The organism is Desulfovibrio mangrovi, assembly GCF_026230175.1.
Lineage (GTDB): Bacteria > Desulfobacterota > Desulfovibrionia > Desulfovibrionales > Desulfovibrionaceae > Halodesulfovibrio > Halodesulfovibrio mangrovi.
In genome coordinates this window covers 2607565-2626272 of record NZ_CP104208.1, presented here as the reverse complement: position 1 = coordinate 2626272, position 18708 = coordinate 2607565, and the positions used below count along the sequence as shown (strand labels likewise).

The following is an 18708-nucleotide window of genomic DNA, read 5'->3' as shown; positions in this document are numbered from 1 at the left end:
TACGAATGCTGGGTGCGCCTTCATTTAGAGGTGATTATGGAAATTGGAGTTAGGACTGGTGCTGTTATAATATTTGCAGTTGTAGTTTCGCTGTTTTCTTATTTGGAAAGTCGGAAAAGCGTTTCCTGTCCTAAGTGTGGTAAGATGATGAAGGTTGTAGATCCGAAGATTCGAGGCTTTGGTTCTGTTGTAATTGGAGTTGTGAGTTTTATTTATTTTTATATTAGATCGGAATCAGTTGTTGATTTGGTATATTCTGTGCTGTTTGTTGTTGTTGGAGGCTGCATTTTTGTGTTCATGAAGCAGATTCGGTTTGAGTGTCGGGATGATCGTAAGTCTTACGTGAGAGATTCAAATGGAGTTTTGAAAGTTAGCGAGCGGTGGTAGTCGAAGTGGTGGCGGCCTGATCGACTCTGACACCGGCCTAGTTCATCTGGGCTACCGCGAATACGACCCGCGCATCGGCCGTTTCATCCAGCCAGACCCCCTCGGCTACGCTGGCGGCGATGTTGATGTCTACGGCTACTGCCTCGATGATCCGGTGAACTTGGTTGACCCGCTGGGGTTGGAGGGGGCGGCTGTAAACGAGATGCGTAGATCCACCGACCACACCCCTACTGTGGTGCCTGGAATGCCTTCACTTGATTGCCCGGCTATTCGTCAGTCTCAGTATCCTGAGGGGGTGCCGGGGGTAGAGCCGAGGCCGGGCGCTACCAAAAGGATTATTGGGGCATGTGTTGGAGGGGCATCTGGGGCTGCGATAGGGCTTGGCCCTGGAGCTGCTCCTGCTGGCTGTTTGGGAGGCATTGTCAAACAAGGAATAGAAGAGTTTGTCAACGGAGTAAGGGAACAATAATTAGCAATGCGGAGAAGGGGAGATACCCTTCTCCGCATTGAGGAAAATCTATATGGATATTGTAACTGGTTTGTTATCGTCTGCTTCAATGTGGTGTTTGTTTTTGTTTTGGATTGTCAACTTTATATTTGAAAAGACTCATAAGGCAAAATATGGGGGATATGATCATTTTGCGTTTAGAGATTTTACAAAGAGAAGGTATTGTTTTGCAGTTTTGCTTTTTGTGTTGTGTGTAATTCGTTTTGTTTTAGAAGATGAATATGCCGTGTTGTTTATGCTTATTATTGCTTATGCGTTTTTAAAGGAGTTTAAATATAAAGGGCAGTATTTGGTTGCAAAAGACTCAAGCGTGATGTGTAAGGTAGAGAATGGCGTAGTTGTTAATTGATTGTGGCTTTGCTGTGGCTGGGTTCCGAGTGTTGCGTGGTTTGAGGGACGTCACTGGAGAGGTCCGCGCGGGGATGCACAAACAAGCGAGTAATGTTGCGGCTGCATAATGCTCTGCATGGAGCTTTGGGCCGCCCGCAAGCGCAGGTAGAATGGCAGTAGGCCGGTGGTTCTCTATCGGCCTTTATTTAAAGGTCTACCCTCTCAGCATCCCCTTCATTTTTAGCATTGAGCTAACGATGAACACCCTGTATGCATGGCATCGGAACGTTGCCTCCCGAGACAGGTCATCAGAATCGGCGGCAGCGCCTCATGTCTCACCGCAAGAACAGCCGGAAAGATCCGGCAGCAGGAAACGCATCTGTGAAGCCCAATAAAAAAGACGCTCTTCTCCCTCCGGCCCGCGCCGTTGCCCTTGAATGTGTAAACGAGATTCTGGAACACGGTCAGGATCTGCAGGGCGTGCTTGATGCCAGACTGCGGGGCGTACGTATCTCCATGCCGGATGCCGCCCTGTGCACGGAGCTGGTGTATGGCTACATGCGCCTGAAGGATCGCATTGGCGCGTTGCTGGGACGTTTCCTCAAGGATGATTCCAAGCTGCCGAACAAGTGCCGCATCGCAATGGGGCTTGCCGCATACGAGATGCTCTTTCTTGACCGCATTCCCGTCTACGCCTCCGTGGACTGGTGTGTGAATTATGTGAAGCGTCAGTTCTCGCAGGGGCTGGGCAAGCTGGTGAACGCGGTATTGCGTAATCTCGACCGTATGGGTGACGAAGCGCATGATATGGCCGTTGTGACCAAGGGTATGCCACGCGCGCGGCAGCTGGCGGTGTGGTATTCATGCCCCGAGTGGATTGTGGAAATGTGGCTGGATGCCTATGGCGAGGAGCAGACGCTTGCCTATCTGACCGCAGGCATTTCTTCCGCTCCGGTCGGGTTGCGCGTGAACCGCGCCAAGCCGGACGCCGATGCACTGGTCGAGGAACTGGCCGGGCATTCGGATTGTCTGAAGCGCGAAGGCTATTCGCTGCTCTTTCCTGCCGGAGCCGCGCCCGTGGGCATGAAGTCCATGCTCGCGGAAGGGCAGATATCACGTCAGTCCTTTGCCTCGCAGGAAGTGCTGGCCGTGACCGAGCCGCAGAAGTGGCAGGGTCCCGTCTGGGATTGTTGCTGCGGACGTGGCGGCAAAACCATCGCCTTGCTGGAAGCCAGCGTGCCTGTGCGTTATGCCAGTGACACCTCTCGTGAGCGTTTGCGCGGCATGCGTGAAGAGATGGAGCGCCTTGGCATGGAACCGCCTTTCTCCTTGCTGCGTTCCGCTACGGAACCGGTCGCTCCCGAAGTGTGGGAAGAGATTGGCGAGGTGGCGTTCCGTACCATTCTTGCCGATGTTCCCTGTTCCGGTCTGGGCACCCTTTCCCGCAGGCCGGATGCCCGCTATCACCGTACCCCTGAAGGGGTGCGCGACCTCATCGCCACACAGGCCGCCATTCTGGACAACGCCTTTGCGCATCTCATGACAGGGGGCAGGCTGATTTACATAACCTGCACGGTGAACCCCGATGAGAACGAACGCCAGATTGCGGCCTTCCTTGATCGTACCGAAGGCGTCACGCTGGAGCGCGAGTGGCATACTCCGCAGGATTCTCCCTACATGGAATTCTTCTACGCGGCGATGTTGCGTAGAGCGTAATCTCACGTCGTTCAGCCGAACAGCTCTTGCGGGCAGGGCTCTGTACAATGTCCCTGCCCGGCGCATCGGCGTCAGCTCTGGTGTAGCTGTTTCGCCGGTTGCGTTCTTGCGCCCTGAGCCAGCAGATCAGTCGGCTGTGCACTCCATGTCTGTATTCAGGCTGGCACTGGCCGGAAAGACCACAATGTCCTCAAGTTCCGCCCGTATGCCTATGTGCTGCCCCACCGCATGGTTGTGGTGACTCGGAACCTGCGCCAGCACTGTTTCTCCGCTATGAAGTTGCAGAGTGTAGAGTATGCTCGCGCCTCTGAAGGTCTGGTTGAGAATCATGGCCTGCATGGGGGCGGCATCATCATGGATGATGTCCTCGGGGCGTATGAGTATGGAGACGGCTCCGGCCTTGGTTGCCAGCGGCAGACGGAAGGTGCCGAGTGCGCATGTAAGCGTTTCGCCTGACCCTATCCCCTGTATGAGAGTTCCCTCTCCCACGAATCCAGCCACGGTTTCCGTGGCGGGTCTGTGGTATACGCCATGCGGACAGTCCCACTGGTGCATGCGTCCGCAGGCGATGACCCCTATCTTGTCGGCCATTGCATAGGCTTCGTTCTGGTTGTGGGTGACCATCAGGGCGGTAATGCCGCGTTGCTTGAGAATGGCGCGAATCTCGGCTGACAGGGATTCCCGCAACGCCACATCCAGATTGGAGAACGGCTCGTCCATGAGCAGCAGGCTCGGCTCCGGCGCAAGGGCACGGGCAAGGGCCACCCGCTGCTGCTGTCCCCCGGAAAGTTCATGGGGATAACGGCTTCCGGCATCTGCCAGCCCCACTGTTTCCAGCATGGTCCGGACAATGGGCTGCTGTGCCGCCTTGCTCATGCCGGTAAGCCCGAAAGCCACATTCTCTGCCGCTGTCAGATGCGGAAACAGTGCGTAATCCTGAAATACCATGCCGATCCGGCGATGCTCTGGCGCAACGAATTGCGGACCGGAAACAGTTTTTCCGTCCAGCGTAATGCTGCCGGAGGAAATGGATTCAAACCCTGCTATGCAACGGAGCAGGGTGGTCTTGCCGCAGCCGCTGGGGCCGAGCAGACAGCCGATCTCTCCCTTGTCCAGCCGGAAGGATACGTTGTCCACCACCAGACAGGCGCCATAGTGTTTGACGAGGCCGTCTACATGCAGAAGCGTGTTCATAGGTTACCGAGACTCCGTTTTACGCGTGAGGAGGATGACGGGAACAAGGCCCGCCAGAATCAGGAACAGGGCTGGAATAGCTGCCTGCTCCCATTCTCCCTCAGAAGTGAATTCATAAATCTTGACCGCCAGAGTATCCCAGCCGAAGGGGCGCATCATGAGGGTGACGGGCATTTCCTTCATAACGTCAACAAGCACGAGAATGGCTGCGGTGAAAAGTCCTGTGCGGGTCATGGGCAGGTATATCCGTCTGAGCAGGGCGGTTCCGTGGCAACCCAGCGTGCGGGCCGCTTCGATAACCGAGGGGGTGATGCGCTGCATGGCGCTGTCGGCAGAGCCGAATCCGGCAGCGAGAAAGCGGATGGCATAGGCTGTAATGAGCAGGCCAAGCGAACCTTGTATGAATGGGCCCAACTCCCATCCTGTGAGGTGGGCCACCATATCAAGCATGGTGTTGTCCAGCCATGCTGCGGGGATGAATACGCCCACGGCAAGCACGGTTCCCGGCATGGCATAGCCGAGTGTGGCAGCACGGGTGGCCCAGTTCATGGTTCTTCCGGGAGCAGTGCGACGTGCATAGGCAAGCATGACAGAGGCTGCGGTGGTGGCAAGTGCCGTTATCAGACCTAGCGTGAGCGTATTCTGAGCCAGCTCGGCATAGCGCAGAATTTCGGGACTGAATGCTTTCCATGCCCATGCCGCAAGTTGCAGGCAGGGAAGGGCAAATGCCAGAGTGAACACCAGAGCGGAAAGACAGAATGCGCCCCATGCCGCGAAACCGGTAAGCTGCATGCGGTGCCCTTTGCCGGAGTTGCGTCCTGCCTGGGTGAAGCGCAGCCGGTTGCGCAGGTGTTGTTCAATCGTCAGTATAATCAGTACAAACAATACCAGCAGAGATGACAGCTGTGATGCGGCCTTGAGCGAGAACAGGCCGAACCATGCCTTGTAGATGGCCGTGGTGAACGTGTCATAGTTGAAGATGGCCACTGCGCCGAAGTCGGCAAGGCTTTCCATGCAGACCAGCATCAGCCCTGCGGCTATCCATGGGCGAGCCATGGGCAGCGATACTTTGAAGAAGGCCTTCCACGGCGATAAGCCCAGAGTTCGGGCCGCTTCCATGGCGGTTCTGCCTTGCGTGAGAAAGGCGCTGCGGCAGAGAAGATAGACGTAAGGGTAGAAGGCCAGCGAGAGAATGGCGGAGACTCCGAAGACGTTGCGCACTTCAATAAACTCCATGGAGGGGAACCATGTGCGCAACAGCGTCTGGACCGGACCGGAAAAATCAAAGAAGCCCAGATAGACAAAGGCAAATACGTAGGGCGGTATGGCGAAGGGAAGCGTCAGTGCCCATGTGAAAAAATTGCGACCGGGATATTCGCAAGCCCCTGTCAGCCATGCCAACCCGACACCGAGCAGGGCGGTAAGGGGGAGTACGCACAGTAGCAGCGTCAGTGTGTTGGTTGCGAGACCAGTAAGAACATGCTCGCTCAGGTGGTGCCAGATTTCCCTTTCCGGCGTGAGGAAAGAAGCCAGTAATACAAGCAGAGGGACGGAGGCAAGGGCCGCAAGGCATAAGGCTGCGCTTTGCCATCCGGAAATGCGGTGGACTGCAGGTGTGTAAGCGGGGGGGCAAAGCCCCCCCGTTGCACTTTGTGCGGAACTGGTAACAGGCATGTTACTTGTAGCCGACGCGGTCCATGAGCTTGATGGCCTGCGCCTGATATTCGCCATACTTGGCTACGTTCAGGGTGCTGGCCTTGAAGGAGCCCCAGGAGGCTACCAGCGGGTCGGCCGGTACTGCAGGGTTAGCGGGAAACTCCATGTTCAGGGAGGCAAAGACCTTCTGAGCGTCTTCGGAAGAGAGCCATTCGAGCAGCTTCACGGCCTCTTCCTTGTGCTTGGCGTGCGTTGTGATGCCCGCACCGGAAACATTGACGTGTACGCCTGCGCCCTGCTGATCGGGCCAGAAAATGGCAAGGGGCGTTTCCGGCTTTTCATTTTTCAGCCGGCCGAAGTAATAGGTGTTCACGATGGTCACGTCGCCAATCCCGGCTGCAACGGCTTCCATCGCCTTGGTGTCGTTGGAGAAGGGGGCTACAGGGGTGTTGGCAACCCATCCGCTCACAATCTTTTCGGCTTCGGATTCGCCGTGCTCAGCAATCAGGGAGGCGACCAGAGACTGGTTGTAGACTTTCTTGGAGGTGCGCAGCACAAGGCGGTTCTTCCATTCAGGGCCGGAAAGAGCTGCATAGGTGCTCAGATCTGCGGGTTTTACCTTGTCGGTATTGTAAACAATGGTGCGGGCACGCAGGGAAAGGCCATACCAGCGGTTCTGCGGATCGCGCAGATGCACGGGAATGTTGGCTTCCAGAATGGGAGACTGGACAGGCTGAATGACCCCGGCTTCACCTGCCAGCCAGAGATTGCCCGCATCAACGGTGATGAGCATGTCTGCGGGGGTACGCTCGCCTTCGGACTTCAGGCGCTCAAGCAGAACAGCTTCCTTGTCGGTGACATACTTGATTTCAACCCCCGTCTTCGCGGTGTAGGCGTCAAAGAGCGGCTTGATAAGATGTTCGCCGCGTGCGGAATATACCACCAATTCGGCGGCAAATGAGGGGATGGCGGAAAGCAGGATAAGGGCAGCACCCAGAAGGGGCGTGAAACGTTTGAGCATGGAATCACTCCGTAATTGAAATTGAATTTCAGCATCAATATGGATGGTTCGCTTGGTTGTCAACTTGTTTGACTTTCAAGTAAAATAAGGGGTTGGAAGTGCGTCTTGTATATCTATCTGAATATTATGAGGATTTAATCTGATAAAAATAGTCAGAAATTGGCTTGTGGTCGGATACGGAGTAGCGGTGGAGAACAATTTATTTGAAAATAGTTTTCATTATCATCTTGTCTGCCCGGCAATCGTGTTTATACTCCCTGTACATAGTGTTTGTATTAACGAACAATCAGGGAGGTTCTCCCATGCCGAATATGGATTATCCCGGCCCGTGTACAAGCTGTCAGGGCGATGAAGAATGTGTAATCGAGCATGATCTTTTGAATGACTTGATTACTGTAGAGGATTTGGAGGACAACTAAGTCCATCCAGCATGAACGATGAAGGACCGTCAGACCGCCCCATAGCCTCGGCTGTGGGGCGGCTTTTTGTGGGCAAGGGGCGCGTGTTTACGTGCGGGTAGGAGAGAAAACGAAAAGGCCGGAATCTTGCGATTCCGGCCTTTGTGTTCGTGGTGGGTCGTGCGGGGCTCGAACCTGCGACTCTCTGCTTAAAAGGCAGATACTCTACCGACTGAGTTAACGACCCATGCGAGGGGCACTGTATATAGAGATAAGACGGACCTTGTCAACCCGGAAATGGCCGGTGTGGCCAAATTTCTATTTGCCGGCCGCCATCTCGGGAGTAATTACTTCAATTCCGCCCATGTAGGGGCGCAGTGCCTCAGGGATGACGATGGAGCCGTCCGCCTGCTGGTAGTTTTCCAGAATGGCCACGATAGTGCGGCCCGTGGGCAGGCCGGAGCCGTTCAGGGTGTGCACGTATTCGGGCTTCTTGGCGCCTTCGCGCTTGAAGCGCAGGTTGGCGCGGCGGGCCTGGAAGTCGGTGCAGTTGGAGCAGGAGGAAATCTCGCGGTACTTGTCCTGACCGGGCAGCCACACTTCAATGTCGTAGGTCTTGGAGGACGAGAAGCCCATGTCGCCGGAACACAGGGTTACCACGCGGTAGTGCAGGCCAAGGCGCTGCAGCATGTTTTCCGCATGCTGGCGCATGAGTTCAAGCTGTTCGTAGGAGCTGTCGGGGTGCGCCAGACGAACCATTTCCACCTTGGTGAACTGGTGCTGGCGGATAAGGCCCTTGGTGTCCTTGCCGTAACTGCCCGCTTCGGAACGGAAGCACTGGGTCTGCGCGGTAAAGGCATAGGGCAGGGCGGCTTCACTCAGCTGTTCGCCGCTCAGCAGGTTGGTCAGCGGCACTTCTGCAGTGGGGATGAGGTAGAAGTCCTTGTAGTTCAGTTTGAACAGGTCTTCCTCAAATTTGGGCAGCTGTCCGGTGCCGGTCATGGTGGTGCTGTTCACGATGGCGGGCGGGAACATTTCGGTGTAGCCGTGTTCGCGGGTCTGGATATCGAGGAAGAAGTTTACCAATGCGCGCTCAAGGCGTGCGGCCCAGCCCCACAGCACGGTGAAGCGGGAGCCGGCCAGCTTGGAGCCGCGCTCGAAGTCGAGTCCGCCCAACTGTTCGGCAATTTCCCAGTGTTCCTTGGGAGTGAAGGAAAACTCAGGCTTGGTGCCCCACTTGTGCAGCTCCACGTTGTCGTTTTCGTCTGCGCCTTCGGGCACGGATTCGTGAGGCATGTTGGGCACGGAAATGAGCCATTCGTTCACTTTGGCCACAACCTCTTCGGTCTCTGCGTCCAGCGTCTTGATGCGGTCGGAGAGGGTGCCCAGTTCGGCGATGCGTTCAGAGGCGTCGCCTCCGGAGCGCTTGATCTTGGCGACCTCTTCGGAAGCCTTGTTGCGCTGGCTCTTCAGCGTTTCCACTTCGTTGAGCAGGGCGCGGCGGCGTCCGTCCAGTTCGAGGAATTCATTCACGTCTATCTTGGAATGCCGCTTATTCAGGGCATTGATGATGATCTCGGGATCTCTTTGGATAAGCTTGAGGTCGAGCATGAAACGCATCTCCTTACATTGATGTGCAACTAAAGAGAATAGCCGTCGCAGCGTAAAGCGTCAACATGCCGATAAGTCGGCACATTATATACGGGCTGGGGAAGGCGGAAAAACGAATGTCCTCCGTCAGCGACGAAAAGGGGGCGCAGTGCGGCAACAGGGCCGCCTGCGGGGTGAGAATCCCCAACTAGCTCTTGCCTGCGGCCAGCTCGGAGGGCGTCTGGAATGCTTCCGGATGGAATTCGCGCAGGTAGTCCACGAGCTTGTCGTACTCGTGATACTGGATCAGTTCCACGGGTTCGTCAGGCGTGTAATAGCCCACCCAGACGGGCGCGAGGAGCGAGCGGGGCCACGATGAGATGGATTCGTCCGCCACCCAGACGTTCACGGCCATGCCTTTATACATGGCGGCCCGGGTGAATCCGGGGTTGCCCGTGGGGGTCAGGGCCATGGCATAGCCCAATGCCAGCATGATGCGCTGCACACGGTCCTGCGTCTGGCCGCTGTCCGATACCTTGCGCAGTCTGGTGCGAAAGGCGTCTGTCAGGGCGTTGAATTGTGCTTCGGTCTGTTGTGTGAGTGCCATGTCAGCCTCCGTACGGGAGCCGGATGCGTCCCGCAGGCTTGCAGGGTGCTGAGGGGAGCCGCCCGGGTGAAAATCCCGTTTGGACGGCAGTCGATACTTCTTTACCCATATATTGAATATGGGCGAGGAAGTGATGTGTGTCAATCTTGTTTAAGTTATGTATTGGCAGTAGAGCTTCAAATTATTGCGGCAGTTGCGCCATCTGGCGGGCCGGAATCAAGAAGGGGTGCGGCTCCCTTCCGGATTGCCGCACCCCACGGGAAAACTTCATGAAAAACCTGATCAGCTGCAGGAGCAGCCGTGCGAACTGCAGCCATGCCCGTGTCCGCGGCTCATGTAGCTTTGCAGCATCTGCTTTGCCACGAGGCCAATTAGAACCAGAGCGGAAATCACGGCAATGAAACTGTGGCCGTGTTCTTCCGTGGCATGCACCCAGTTGCTGACGGAGAACCCAAGCACTCCGTAAACCTGATTCACAGCCAGTCCCAGCAGCACAGATACCACGGCGATGCTGGCCACATAGACGGCGGCCACGCGCTTGCCCAGCATTCGGGAGACAACGGTGATGGTGGCCGCGTTGGTGGCGGGACCGGCAAGCAGAAAGACCAGTGCCGCGCCGGGGGAAAGCCCCTTCAGTGCAAGTGCTGCGGCGATGGGGGTGGAGGCCGTGGCGCAAACGTACATGGGCACGCCTACGATTACCATGAGCATCATGCCGAAGAGGCCGTCGCCCACATAGTTTTCAATGAAGGAAATGGGCAGGAAGGTGGTGATGAGGGCGGCTATGAAGATGCCGATGATCAGCCATTTGCCGATGTCTGCGATGAGCTCGCCAAAGGCGAAACGCATGCCCTTGCGGAAACGCTCCATGACGGAAGGGGAGTGTTCCGTTGCGGCGGTCGGCGCACCGGCCGGCGTGTCTGTGCACCCATTGCTGCCGCATCCGCACCCGCTATGGGCTTCCGGCGTAATAGACTGTACCCGGTCGAAGGCATGCAGGGTCGTCTGCGGGCGTTCGGGGGCGGCAGGGGCAGTGGCTGACTGCGGGCGGAAGGTGTCTCTTTCCGCGGGCAGGATATCTACAAGCAGCCCCGCCGTAATGGCGGATATGAAGGCCGCCAGCGGTCGCAGCACCGTCATCAGTGGATCGAGCAGGGCGTACGTGACTGCCATGGAATCCACACCGGTTTCCGGCGTGGAGATGAGAAACGAGGTGGTCGCGCCCTTGCTGGCTCCTTGTGTGCGCAGTCCTGCGGCTGCAGGAATGACGCCGCAGGAACACAGCGGCAGCGGAATACCGAACAGGGCGGCCTTGAGCACAGGGGCGCGTTTGCCCTTGCCAAGATGGCGGGCCACGAAGTCTGCGGGCAGAAAGCCCTTGAGCAGGCCCGCGACAAAGAAGCCGAACAGCACGTAGGGGGATGCCTCAAGCAGAATGTCCCATACGGCAGCGAAGTAGGTGGTGATCAGATCCATCGAAAAACTCCCTCCCCTGCGCAGCGAGCAGGCAGAAGATATATTTAATATATGAACAACTGTTCATGTATTAGCTATGATGAAACTGGCGGGCGGTCAAGAGGGGAGGAGGCGGAAAAAAGACGGCGGGAGACTCCGGAGCGCCAACGCTCCGGAGTCTTTGAGTTTATCAGGGATGCCTACTGGTGAAAGTAGATGTAGTTGCCGAGGTCGCAGTTCCAGTTGGTATACACCACATCAAGCTTTTCGGACCATGAGTAGTTCACGGTAACCACGCTTTGGGCGGGAATGGGCTTGGTGAAGGACAGCCAGTTGCGTCCGGTAACGAAAACATAGTCCTTGCCTGCGTTCAGCAGTATGCCGTTGACGGACACGGTGTTGACGGAGGCGATAACCTGCTGCGGCAGGTAGACCACAGACTGGCCCACTTGGGCGGGGCTCCAGTTTTCGTCGCTGATGGTGATATCCACGGTGGCGGACTGCTCGTCCTTGCGGTCGAGGTCGGCCACCTGAATGACTTCGATGATGGAGGTGGCGGCGGATTCCCATACCGGTGTTTCCGTGAACAGGCCGCCGTTGCCCTGATAGATGAGCAATCTGCCGTTCAGATCATTGAATCCGGGCGTGTTCCAGCGGTGGGTGAGCATGTCGAGATCGCCGTCACTGTCCACGTCGGAAAGGCGCACGCCGCTTCCCCAGTCGCCGTATCTGGATTGCCAGTTGGGGGTGCTGTTATGCGGCGTGTATTGAATGACGAAGGGCGAGAGGAAGCGGTAGAGCGAGAAGCCCCCGCGCCCCTGACCCATGTAGCTGTTGGAGGAGGCGGCGATGGAAAACACCGGTTTTTCCAGTGAGCCTGGCAGGGTCATGGACGAGGCGTAGTCAAAGCCGTTGCCGTAATAGTTGGCATCGGTACTCATCCAGCCAGGGGTGGTCTGAATGCCGCCTTTGCCGTTCACCTGCATGCCCAGATAGATGCGTACAGGGGCGGATTGGAAGATGACGTCCATCAGGCCGTCATAGTTGGCGTCGGCAAACTCCACGGCCATGGCCACAAAGCTGTCGCTGGTGGTCCACACGGCGTCCTTGCTGAATGTACCGCCGTTGTTGATGTAGATGCGGCCCTGGGTGACAAAGGGGGGCTCCTGCGTGCCGCCAGCTCCGGCCAGTTCCGTGGCCTTGGCGCGGGCGGCGAAGGTGCCCTCGTGACGCTTTGGCGCTTTGGCGTCGCCGCAGGTCTGCGTGGCAAAGCTTTCCACCTCGGGAATGGGCTCGCCGCCTGCTACGGCAAGGTCAAGGTCGCCGTCGCCGTCCATGTCTCCCAGTGCGCAGCCGTATGAAGGATAGCCCGTGTCGATGATGGTGGGGGCGGCCGTCAGGTAGTTGGGCGGGCCATAGTTGTAATAGACTTTAACGCCACCACCCTCGTAGGAGAGATCCTTGCCGAGGAAGACGGAAACGGCCACATCCGGCCAGCCGTTGCCGTCGATATCACCCACGGCGAGGGTGCCGTGATGGTCCTTGTCTGCCGAGCTCCATCCTGGGGTGGCAGAGATGTTGTTGCCGCCGGAGTTGAAGTAGACAACCACGTTCTGGTTGTCCTTGTCGTTGCCTGCGGAGACCACGAGGTCGGGATAACCGTTGCGGTCGATATCCGCGAGGGCGAGTCCCGTCCCCCACTGGCCGCCGTCGCCAAGGGCAAAGGGGTTGGTGGCGAAGTCGGGATTGAGCGAATAGGGCACAGCCATGCTGTTCTGCTGCGCGTTTTTCGGGGTACAGCCTGCCATGCCGAATAGGCCGAGCATAGCACAGGTGAGAAAGGACGTCGTAAGCAACCAGTGTCTCATGGAGCCTCCAGTGGCATCAGTGCGCCGGAAGGGAAAAGGTGAGGGGATCTGCCGGAAGAATCATTGCAATATGGATAGGCTAATCTATGAAATGTGGCAATCCGGACTCGTGAAATGGTGGCAGCGTGCCCCGTTGCGGCGGGGGCGACCCGCCGCATGCGGGCTAATTTCCCGTGCAGGTTGATATTCCGTACAATATACCTGTATAGTCCCTCATCGACGGCGGGGGAAGGGTGGTGCCTTCTGCCGGAACAGGAACATGCATGATTCAAAGAAGTACATATTCTGAGCAGGTTGTAGAATACCTCAAGGACAAGATCCTGAACGGCGAGATTCAGTCCGGTCAGCGCATCAAAGAAAGCGTTGTGGCGGCAGAGCTGCAGATCAGTCGCGCCCCCGTGCGCGAAGCCCTGCTGGAACTGATGCGCGAGGGTATTGTTGTTTCCCGTCCGCAGGTCGGCAAATCCGTGGTGTCGCTCACCGCCAAACAGATTCTGGACAGCTACGTGCTGGGCGGCGTGCTGGAAGGCTTTGGCATTGCCCAGACCATAAACCAGTTCAGCGAAGGCGATTTTGCCCGCCTGACGGAGATCGTGGAGAAGATGGGCGAAATTGCGGCCGGTTCCCGCGATCTGAACGAGTTGACCCGTCTGGACCACGAATTTCACAATACCCTGTTCGACAAGGTGGACAACGAACTGCTGGTGGAGTTTTCCCAGCGTTCCAGCAGGCGTGTGACCCACTTCCTGCTCAGCCACCATCTGAAGGCGCTGTATGCCCCGGAAACCATATACAGGCGCCACAAGGCCCTGTTGGAAGTGCTCAAGACCGGAGACGGCATGGCCATTGAGCAGCACATGCGCCATCACTACCGCGAAACCGGCGAGCTTATGGCCCAGTACGGTTCGGACGTTTTTTCGGGCTAGCCGCTTTCTGTGCGCTGCCCCTTGCTGCAAGGAGAATAGCCATGCGTGTATTCAAGAAGGGCATATGCCTATTGCTGGTGCTCCTGACGGCCGTGGTTATCGCCTCCCCTCTGGGCGGTTGCAAGCAAAAGGCAAAGGGGCAGTATTCCGTGGGCGGCGAAAAGAAAGGGTAGGCTTTCGCGGAGCAAGGCCTGCCGGACGGCATCTGATGAAAAAAGCCCCCCGACATTGCGGTGTCGGGGGGCTTTCATGTTTGTTTGTCTGAAGGCTACTTCTTGATTTTCAGCAGCGGGTCGGTGTCCGAGGTTTCGGCGAAGAAGAACTCCTTGTCATAAGGACCGAAGTGTTTGTGGTCGCCAAGCAGGGTGAAGAACTCAATGCGGGAATAGCGCTTGAGACGTTCCTCGGTAACGCCCATCTCTTTGTAATATTCGCTCTTGTGCATGGGGTCGCGGGTGACGGTCAGGTCGTAGACCGCAATGTCGGTTTCTCCCCATGCGTGCACGGTCCACACACCGTCCACGTGTACCCATGCGTGCACGATGCTGCAATCTTCGCATTCGCTGCCTACTTCTATGCAGGCCTCAAACGACTTGGGGCGGAATTCCATGTGCTTCTCCTGTATGATCTGCTCGTTCCAGCGTTAACTCATCGAAATGCGTCAAAAAATGGTGTTATAGCAAACGCGCGCACAGTTCAAGCCGTCACACCTGCTGCGAGTCTGTTGTGCCGTTGCCCTGCAGCAGAGGGCGCGCCATGAGTGCGGCCCCCAGCGCATTGCCTACCTCGTGCCGTTCCGGGAACGTGATGGTGGTGCGCAGGCGTTTGGCCACCTCGGGCAGAAGCATCCGGGCCGCAGCGCCTATGCCAATCATGGGAACGTTCAGGGCCACATCCACCGTAATGAGCGAGTGTTTATCCCTGTCGGCAAGAAAGGCTGCCAGCCCGCCGCCTACTTCGCGGCGAGTGACATGGCGCAGCACGGTTTCTTCGATGATGCGTTCCGCCTCGTGCAGCACACTCCGGGCGAAGGCGCGGGCATCTTGCTGACGCGGCGCGCCGAGCAGGGCTGCTGCTGCGGATGAGGCATCGGCATTGCCGAGATGCAGCATGTCCAGCACGTGCAGGGCGTCGGTGGGAGTGAAACCGGTCTCGATGACCTTTTGCCGACGTGCAAGCTTTGCCAGACGCTGCTCCACAGTGATTTCCGCCAGCTTGAGGCTGCGCATGATCTGTTCGGGCGTTGCGGGGCCGTGCTCGGCAAGAAGGCGCAGTATGTCGTCCCCGGCCTTGTCTTCCTCCGTCAGGGCCGGTGCGGCCAGAATGCAGCGGGCGTTCAGCCCGTGGCTGAGCCAGCCTTCTGGGGCAGGCAGGTCACCGGCCATGCACAGGGGTAATACGCGCGAGGGGCCGAGACTGAAGCCTCCATCCTTGACGGGACACACGAAGCTGTCGCCACCCACGCCCACGGTAAACATTTCTACGGCTTCCACATGCGTTTCCCATTTGCCGATGGTCATACCCCCCTCATCGATCACGGGTTTGCCGGAGCGGATGAGGGTGATGTCCGTGGTGGTGCCGCCCACATCAAGAATAAGGGCATCCTGAATGCTTGCGTCCTGCAGCCGGGACTGATGCGAGCCGAACAGTGCCGTTGCGGCGGGGCCGCTGGCAACGGTGGAGGCTGCCTGCCGCAGAGCTTCCTCCATGGGCATGGCGCGGGCGTCGCCGCGCACCACATAGACGGAGCCGCCTATGTTCAGGCTGCACAGGGCCCTGCTCATACCGTCCAGAAAATCGCGCATGACGGGGAGCAACTGGGCGTTCAGGCAGGCCGTGGTGGCGCGCTCCTTCATGCCCGCACGCATGCTCGCTTCATGCGAACAGAACACGGGCAGCTTGGCGGCCAGCTGGATGGCCTTGGCCGTGACCAGCTCGTGCGCGGGATTCTTGAAGGCCATGGAGCCGCATACGGCCCACGCATCCACCTGCCCGTGCAGTTCCTGCAGGCCATCCAGAACGAAATTGACGCCCAGCGGTTCGCACTCTTCGCCCTTGATGCTGTGACCGCCCGGAATGTAGCGGGCTGCCACGGCGGGTACTTCCAGCCGCTGGTTGAAGCCGATGACGAACAGGCCCACGTCCGCCCCTTTGCCTTCCACAAGGGCATTGGTGGCAAGGGTGGTGGAAATACTGGTAAGCGCCACGGCCTGCGGCGGTATCTGCGAATCCTGCATGACAGCGCCAAGCACGGCTGTAATGCCTTCACTGAGATTGTAGTGCGTGGTGGGGCGTTTGGCCGAGGCGATGACGCGGCCGGACGCGGCATCCATGATCACGGCGTCCGTGTATGTGCCTCCGGCGTCCACGCCGATAATATATTGATGCTGTTCGTTCATGGCATTCATTCTGTTGGGGTTCGTCCTGTGCTGCACAGGTCGGCTTACGGGCTGAGATGTACCTGCCCGCAGGGGGTTTGGCAACCGCATGCCCTGCTATCCAAATGATTATGAACATGATTATTCGTACCGTTGCGGCATCGGGCAGGTCCGGGGTGGTGAACTCGGGTAGTTCAGCGGGTATGGCTCTGTGTCGCTGCATTTTCCGGTAAGCTATCGGATAATTCAATCGTAATGGCCCGCAGTTATTTCCATTTTCGATTGGATGCATGTCTGTACCGTTGCTACAAGGTGCAATGCCCTTCCCCTGTATCGGTATGGCGGGTCGGGCCTGTTGACCGTCCTGTTGTCGAGGGGATTGCCGGACTCAAGCTGCGCCGGTCCCTGTTCACCATGCCGCACCACCGATGGAGGAGAGCAATGAGCAACGCTGCGTACAAGGAAATGTGGGAGCAACTGGATCTGGATATTGATGCTCATGACGGCTTGCTGGCCGTGCTGGGTAAATTCTATGGCGATATTTACATGTCCCAGCAGGGACGCCTCAAGGGGATGGAGTACCTCGACTTCGTTCTCAGCGAGGTGCACGGCCTGCGCGTGAAGGAACTGCAGGATGCCAAGGCGGCAGGCCGCAAGGTCATCGGCACGTTCTGCGTGTTCGTGCCCGAAGAGCTGACCCTTGCCGCAGACGCTGTGCATGTGGGCCTGTGTGCGGGGGCGGATGCGGGCACTGAGCAGGCGGAAAAACTGGTGCCCCGCAATACCTGTGCGCTGATCAAATCCTTCATCGGTTTCAAACTGGCGCGCCTGTGTCCCTATACCGAATCCTGCGACATGATCGTGGGCGAGACCACCTGCGACGGCAAGAAGAAGGCCTATGAAGCCTTCGGCGATTACGTGAACATGCACGTGATGGAACTGCCCCAGACCAAGAGCGGTGATGCGCGTGAACTGTTCCGCGCAGAGGTGGTGCGTTTCAAGAACGAACTGGAACGTCTGACCGGCGTGACCATCACTCCGGAAAAGCTCGCGCAGGGCATACGGACCGCCAACGACAAACGTCGCGCCTTGCAGCGTCTTTCCGCGCTGCGCGCCGCCAATCCGGCTCCCATCTCCGGCCGTGACGCTCTGCTCATCAATCAGGTTTCCTTCTATGATGATCCGGTGCGTTTTACGCAATCCGTGAACACCCTGTGCGATGAGATGGAAGCCCGCATTGCCCGGGGCGAAGGCATCGCTCCCGAAAAGACTGCCCGCCTGCTGCTTTCCGGCTGCCCCATGGCTGTGCCGAACTGGAAGCTGCCCTATGTGATGGAAAGCTCCGGTGCGGTGATCGTGGGAGAAGAGTCGTGCATCGGCACGCGCAACATCCGTGATCTGGTGGATGAATCCGCAACCTCCATGGATGCCATGATCGACGCCATCGTGGATCGCTACATGCGCATAGACTGCGCTTGCTTCACCCCCAATACCGAGCGTCTTGAAAATGTGGTGAATCTGACCAAGGACCTCAAGGCGGACGGCGTGGTGCATTATTCCCTCATGTTCTGCCAGCCCTACGCTCACGAGGCCATCAAGGTGGACAAGGTGTTGCGTGAGGAAGGTATTCCCATGCTTTCCATCGAGACCGACTACAGCATGGAGGACGTGGAGCAGCTCAAGACCCGCATTGAAGCCTTTGTGGAAATGGTGAAGTAGCCGTGCGCATCGCGGGCATAGATATCGGTTCCCGTTCCATGGAACTGGTTCTGCGCGAGCCGGATGCCGCAGCCGGGTCTGGCTGGAGCACCACTCTGCAGCGTCGTCTGCCCACGACCTTTGATCCGGTGCGTCAGTGCCGCGCCCTGCTGGAAGGCTGCGAGCCCGACAGAATCGTATCTACGGGCTACGGCCGTGCGTTGGTGCAGGATCTGGGCTTTGCCGCTCCGGTGGAGACCGTTACCGAGATTCGGGCCCATGCGCTGGCGGCATGCCATCTTTTCCCGCAGGCCCGTACCGTGCTTGATATCGGCGGGCAGGACACAAAGGCCATTTCCGTGCTGGCCGGCGGCAAGGTGGGGCGTTTCGAGATGAACGACCGCTGTGCTGCCGGTACGGGCAAGTTTCTGGAATATACGGCCACCGTGTTCCAGATGGACGTGGCTTCCTTTGGCTCCTACGCCATGCTCGGCAAAGATGCCCCGGTGATCAACTCCATGTGCACCGTTTTTGCGGAAACGGAGGCCACTTCGCTCATGGCGCAGGGTGTGAAGCCGGAAAGCATTGCCCTCGGTCTGCACCAATCCATTGTCCGGCGCACCATGAACATGTTGCGGCGGATAGGGCTTGAGTTCCCTCTGGTCTTTGCCGGTGGTGTGGCCAACAATCCCTGCATCCGCGAACTGCTGCGACGGGAGCTTGGCACGGAACAGGAAGCCCTGCTGATTCCGGAAGAGCCGGATATGTGCGGCGCGCTGGGCGCTGCCCTGTGGGGGGCGGCGAACGCGGCGTAGAAACCGTAAAATGTCTGAAGAATGCTCGGGCGGCAGGCTGCGTTTTTGTAGCCTGCCGCCTATTTTTATGCGCTATCCTACAATATTGTATCCTGTTGTGTTCAAAAAGGTTTTGGGACAAGACTAGTCCCTTGTCCAATGTTTATCCGGCACTTGAGCAG

At 57.8% G+C, this 18708-nt stretch carries 17 protein-coding genes and 1 tRNA gene; 8 read left to right on the top strand and 10 right to left on the bottom strand.

Annotated elements, in window-relative coordinates; translation table 11 throughout:
- The first annotated feature begins 36 nt into the window (after positions 1-36).
- The 4 genes from N1030_RS11930 (at position 37) to N1030_RS11915 (ending at position 2941) form a co-directional block, all read left to right on the top strand.
- Entirely contained in the window at positions 37-387 is a 351-nt protein-coding gene (locus N1030_RS11930) for a hypothetical protein (protein ID WP_265825704.1), read from the top strand.
- 16 nt (positions 388-403) lie between these two features.
- The gene (locus tag N1030_RS11925; protein WP_338033337.1) at positions 404-856 is read left to right on the top strand and encodes an RHS repeat-associated core domain-containing protein; all 453 of its coding nucleotides are present in this window, start codon (positions 404-406) and stop codon (positions 854-856) included.
- A 52-nt stretch (positions 857-908) separates the two neighbouring features.
- Entirely contained in the window at positions 909-1244 is a 336-nt protein-coding gene (locus N1030_RS11920; RefSeq protein WP_265825703.1) for a hypothetical protein, read from the top strand.
- A gap of 362 nt (positions 1245-1606) precedes the next feature.
- Positions 1607-2941 (top strand): RsmB/NOP family class I SAM-dependent RNA methyltransferase, encoded by a 1335-nt coding sequence (locus N1030_RS11915; protein WP_265825702.1) that lies wholly within the window; start codon positions 1607-1609, stop codon positions 2939-2941.
- A gap of 126 nt (positions 2942-3067) precedes the next feature.
- Here N1030_RS11915 and N1030_RS11910 read toward each other — a convergent pair whose 3' ends face one another.
- The 8 genes from N1030_RS11910 to N1030_RS11875 all read right to left on the bottom strand — a co-directional run bounded on the left by N1030_RS11910 (position 3068) and on the right by N1030_RS11875 (position 12730).
- The gene (locus tag N1030_RS11910) at positions 3068-4135 is read right to left on the bottom strand and encodes an ABC transporter ATP-binding protein (protein WP_265825701.1); all 1068 of its coding nucleotides are present in this window, start codon (positions 4133-4135) and stop codon (positions 3068-3070) included.
- A 3-nt stretch (positions 4136-4138) separates the two neighbouring features.
- Positions 4139-5809, bottom strand: coding sequence for an ABC transporter permease (locus N1030_RS11905; protein WP_265825700.1), 1671 nt, complete (start codon positions 5807-5809; stop codon positions 4139-4141).
- 1 nt (position 5810) lies between these two features.
- Positions 5811-6812, bottom strand: a complete 1002-nt coding sequence (locus N1030_RS11900) for an extracellular solute-binding protein (protein ID WP_265825699.1) — start codon at positions 6810-6812, stop codon at positions 5811-5813.
- Positions 6813-7381: 569 nt separating this feature from the next.
- Positions 7382-7457, bottom strand: a tRNA-Lys gene (locus tag N1030_RS11895).
- A gap of 71 nt (positions 7458-7528) precedes the next feature.
- A complete protein-coding gene (gene serS, locus N1030_RS11890; protein WP_265825698.1) occupies positions 7529-8821 on the bottom strand; it encodes a serine--tRNA ligase in 1293 nt (430 codons plus the stop codon).
- 187 nt (positions 8822-9008) lie between these two features.
- Positions 9009-9407 (bottom strand): hypothetical protein, encoded by a 399-nt coding sequence (locus N1030_RS11885; protein ID WP_265825697.1) that lies wholly within the window; start codon positions 9405-9407, stop codon positions 9009-9011.
- Positions 9408-9689: 282 nt separating this feature from the next.
- A complete protein-coding gene (locus tag N1030_RS11880; RefSeq protein ID WP_265825696.1) occupies positions 9690-10883 on the bottom strand; it encodes an SO_0444 family Cu/Zn efflux transporter in 1194 nt (397 codons plus the stop codon).
- Positions 10884-11062: 179 nt separating this feature from the next.
- Positions 11063-12730, bottom strand: a complete 1668-nt coding sequence (locus N1030_RS11875; protein WP_265825695.1) for an FG-GAP repeat domain-containing protein — start codon at positions 12728-12730, stop codon at positions 11063-11065.
- A 263-nt stretch (positions 12731-12993) separates the two neighbouring features.
- Here N1030_RS11875 and N1030_RS11870 point away from each other — a divergent pair, with 263 nt between their 5' ends.
- On the top strand, positions 12994-13656 hold the full coding sequence (locus N1030_RS11870) for a GntR family transcriptional regulator (RefSeq protein ID WP_265825694.1): 663 nt from the start codon (positions 12994-12996) through the stop codon (positions 13654-13656).
- Positions 13657-13697: 41 nt separating this feature from the next.
- Complete coding sequence (locus N1030_RS11865; RefSeq protein WP_265825693.1) at positions 13698-13829, top strand: hypothetical protein; 132 nt, start codon at positions 13698-13700, stop codon at positions 13827-13829.
- 95 nt (positions 13830-13924) lie between these two features.
- Here the strand turns inward: N1030_RS11865 and N1030_RS11860 are convergent, their stop codons facing one another.
- Together N1030_RS11860 and N1030_RS11855 are read right to left on the bottom strand one after the other, a co-directional pair.
- Positions 13925-14266: a hypothetical protein gene (locus N1030_RS11860; RefSeq protein WP_265825692.1), complete on the bottom strand. Its 342-nt coding sequence runs from the start codon at positions 14264-14266 to the stop codon at positions 13925-13927.
- A 94-nt stretch (positions 14267-14360) separates the two neighbouring features.
- The gene (locus N1030_RS11855; RefSeq protein WP_265825691.1) at positions 14361-16055 is read right to left on the bottom strand and encodes a hydantoinase/oxoprolinase N-terminal domain-containing protein; all 1695 of its coding nucleotides are present in this window, start codon (positions 16053-16055) and stop codon (positions 14361-14363) included.
- 420 nt (positions 16056-16475) lie between these two features.
- On the opposite strand from N1030_RS11855, the gene N1030_RS11850 reads away from it, so the two are divergent.
- Complete coding sequence (locus N1030_RS11850; protein WP_265825690.1) at positions 16476-17753, top strand: double-cubane-cluster-containing anaerobic reductase; 1278 nt, start codon at positions 16476-16478, stop codon at positions 17751-17753.
- A 2-nt stretch (positions 17754-17755) separates the two neighbouring features.
- The gene (locus N1030_RS11845) at positions 17756-18547 is read left to right on the top strand and encodes an acyl-CoA dehydratase activase (RefSeq protein ID WP_265825689.1); all 792 of its coding nucleotides are present in this window, start codon (positions 17756-17758) and stop codon (positions 18545-18547) included.
- Positions 18548-18708 lie beyond the last annotated feature (161 nt).

Bases quoted from the DNA above. Each gene is read 5' to 3' on its own strand.
- N1030_RS11880 (WP_265825696.1), bottom strand. From the start codon at position 10,883: ATGGATCTGATCACCACCTACTTCGCTGCCGTATGGGACATTCTGCTT.
- N1030_RS11860 (WP_265825692.1), bottom strand. From the start codon at position 14,266: ATGGAATTCCGCCCCAAGTCGTTTGAGGCCTGCATAGAAGTAGGCAGC.
- N1030_RS11875 (WP_265825695.1), bottom strand. From the start codon at position 12,730: ATGAGACACTGGTTGCTTACGACGTCCTTTCTCACCTGTGCTATGCTC.
- N1030_RS11910 (WP_265825701.1), bottom strand. From the start codon at position 4,135: ATGAACACGCTTCTGCATGTAGACGGCCTCGTCAAACACTATGGCGCC.
- N1030_RS11870 (WP_265825694.1), top strand. From the start codon at position 12,994: ATGATTCAAAGAAGTACATATTCTGAGCAGGTTGTAGAATACCTCAAG.
- N1030_RS11900 (WP_265825699.1), bottom strand. From the start codon at position 6,812: ATGCTCAAACGTTTCACGCCCCTTCTGGGTGCTGCCCTTATCCTGCTT.
- N1030_RS11930 (WP_265825704.1), top strand. From the start codon at position 37: ATGGAAATTGGAGTTAGGACTGGTGCTGTTATAATATTTGCAGTTGTA.
- N1030_RS11905 (WP_265825700.1), bottom strand. From the start codon at position 5,809: ATGCCTGTTACCAGTTCCGCACAAAGTGCAACGGGGGGGCTTTGCCCC.
- serS (WP_265825698.1), bottom strand. From the start codon at position 8,821: ATGCTCGACCTCAAGCTTATCCAAAGAGATCCCGAGATCATCATCAAT.
- N1030_RS11920 (WP_265825703.1), top strand. From the start codon at position 909: ATGGATATTGTAACTGGTTTGTTATCGTCTGCTTCAATGTGGTGTTTG.
- N1030_RS11885 (WP_265825697.1), bottom strand. From the start codon at position 9,407: ATGGCACTCACACAACAGACCGAAGCACAATTCAACGCCCTGACAGAC.
- N1030_RS11865 (WP_265825693.1), top strand. From the start codon at position 13,698: ATGCGTGTATTCAAGAAGGGCATATGCCTATTGCTGGTGCTCCTGACG.
- N1030_RS11850 (WP_265825690.1), top strand. From the start codon at position 16,476: ATGAGCAACGCTGCGTACAAGGAAATGTGGGAGCAACTGGATCTGGAT.
- N1030_RS11855 (WP_265825691.1), bottom strand. From the start codon at position 16,055: ATGAACGAACAGCATCAATATATTATCGGCGTGGACGCCGGAGGCACA.